Origin of the sequence: Micromonospora sp. NPDC007230, from assembly GCF_042869115.1 — a bacterium.
Taxonomy (GTDB): domain Bacteria; phylum Actinomycetota; class Actinomycetes; order Mycobacteriales; family Micromonosporaceae; genus Micromonospora.
In genome coordinates this window covers 1-2,041 of record NZ_JBIAFE010000071.1, presented here as the reverse complement: position 1 = coordinate 2,041, position 2,041 = coordinate 1, and the positions used below count along the sequence as shown (strand labels likewise).

At 62.3% G+C, this 2,041-nt stretch carries 2 protein-coding genes; both read left to right on the top strand.

Annotated elements, in window-relative coordinates; all coding sequences use genetic code 11:
• Window positions 1-113 precede the first annotated feature (113 nt).
• Window positions 114-1,517, top strand: a complete 1,404-nt coding sequence (locus ACFYML_RS36540; RefSeq protein ID WP_387425006.1) for a hypothetical protein — start codon at window positions 114-116, stop codon at window positions 1,515-1,517.
• 104 nt (window positions 1,518-1,621) lie between these two features.
• Window positions 1,622-1,825, top strand: coding sequence for a hypothetical protein (locus tag ACFYML_RS36535; protein ID WP_387425005.1), 204 nt, complete (start codon window positions 1,622-1,624; stop codon window positions 1,823-1,825).
• Window positions 1,826-2,041 lie beyond the last annotated feature (216 nt).

The following is a 2,041-nucleotide window of genomic DNA, read 5'->3' as shown; positions in this document are numbered from 1 at the left end:
CCCACCACCATGCCCTCAACTCAAACGCATCGAACAACAGCGATCATGGGCGCGGGGCCACAACCGGCGACCTCAGCCGTGAATGATCGAGGCTAACATCGAAACCTGCCGAGATGGCTGCATTGGCGGAGGTTCGGATGGGCTTTCGGATTCAACTCGATGTGGACCACAAAGCCGTGGAATTGGTTCGGCACCTCAAGCGCTCGCCTGCGGAAGTCTTCGGGCGACCCTACGCTGGATATCTAATCATCATGGCCACCGAATTCGACCACGAGGTGATCGAATGGCTCAAGGAAAACGTCATCGCCCTAGATTCGGTGACCGGCGGCGATGTGGCATTCGCCGTCTTTACCCGCAAGTTCCGCGTGCCCGTCGGCGTGCGCGGTTCATGCGCCCCACAGGCGTGCCTACCGGAATTGCCGCTGCGGGAGATCAGTGATGAGTGCCCGTGGTGGACCATCGAGCGCCTGGTGAGATCGGGAAAACTGGGCTGGCTCGCGGACAAGGACGAACTCACCCTGGTCACCTACGGGACGGACGAGATGGCAAGGGCTTTCGGTGTAGTCGCCGACCTCCCGTGCTTGCTCATCATCGATGCCCTTCCGCAAGAGCAGTTCGACATCATGCCTTTGCAGGGCGTCGACCTCGACACACTGTTCCGCCTCATTCGGTACTCGGTCGGTCAGCTCATCCGAACACCGAGTCTGCCGGCTTTTCGCTCACTCGCCGAAGAGTTGGCGTTCACGGAGGAGCAGATACGCACGGCTGGGACCGACGTGGCCCGATCTTCCGCCGCGCTGGATCGGACGCCGCCGCCACAGGCGGTCGCCGAGCTGGTCCAGGCGGCATACGAGCGGGCTCGCGTCGCATTGAGCGCCGGAGCGACCAGACAGTTCGTGAACATTCTCCGGGAATCGTTGAAGGCAATACCCAGTGATGCCACGATGTCAGCGCACGCTCTCGCCACCGAGAAGCGGCCTGAATTGCTGCGGACGGATCAGACAATACGCACGCTCACCCACTATCTGCGGGAATGTAGCTGGCCGCTCGCCGAACCACATCGCAGCGCTTATGCGCGGGTTTTGAATCGTCACGTCGTACTTCATCGTGAGAGCGTGCTGAACCTGGATGATTCCGTGCAATGCGCGGAAATGATCGCTGCACTAAGAGCTCAAAATGCCGCCATCGTGGATTCCATCCTCCAGGGGCTACCTACCCTCAACGTCCTGGTCACGCAAGCGGTGTCCGACCAGGAACGCGTAGTCGAATCCGCCATGCGTCGCCTCGAAGAAACCAAAAAAGGACTCGATGTTCTGCGAGCCCGACAGAAACGGCTGATCCGCGAACTCGGCGTTACCGAATACCCGTCCCTGAGCGCCATTCTAGGCAAGGTCGCCCGCCAGGAGCGGCTAGCCGTCGCCAAACGAAAAGTTGGCAGTTTCGCCGGCGCCTTCGCCGGCGCGGCCCTATCGCCGTCCACGCTGCTCGAAGTGGCGCGAGCGGCGGCCGGACAATAACTGAGGGTGTCCGCATCTCCATGGCATGCTCGGCCGAGTAATTCTCACGCCGCCGCCCTTGCCGAAAACCTCGTCCGCGCAGGTCACGCGGCATGCTCGTACTCGTGGAGGATGCCGCCGAGGCGATCGCGTTTTCGTATGTCGAGGCGGGCCAGCTTGGCCGGATCGGTGACCTGCGCGGGCAACGGGTGCAACGGGCGGGCGTTCGCGATGCCCTGGTGTGGGCGGTGTCCGTTGTAGAACTGTTCGAACTCGTGCAGGGCGTGGAGCAGGTGCCGCTGGTTCCAGATCAAGGTCCGGTCCAGTAGTTCGCGGCGGCAGGTCTGGATGTAGGCCGTAACCCCGTGGAGACGCCGGCCGATGAATGGCTACTTGAGCGGGCTAACGCAGGCGTGCGAGAGGCGGGAAGCCGCTGCTTCCGAGCGATCGCGGCTCTTCGAAGTTGAGCGGGGTTCGCTGCTGGAGCCGGCCCGAGCGTGAAGGGCTCGCAGCTCATCGGTGATCATCTGAGTGTCGAATTCGGA

Coding starts and splice junctions, on each gene's coding strand:
- ACFYML_RS36540 (WP_387425006.1), top strand. CDS start 114: ATGGCTGCATTGGCGGAGGTTCGGATGGGCTTTCGGATTCAACTCGAT.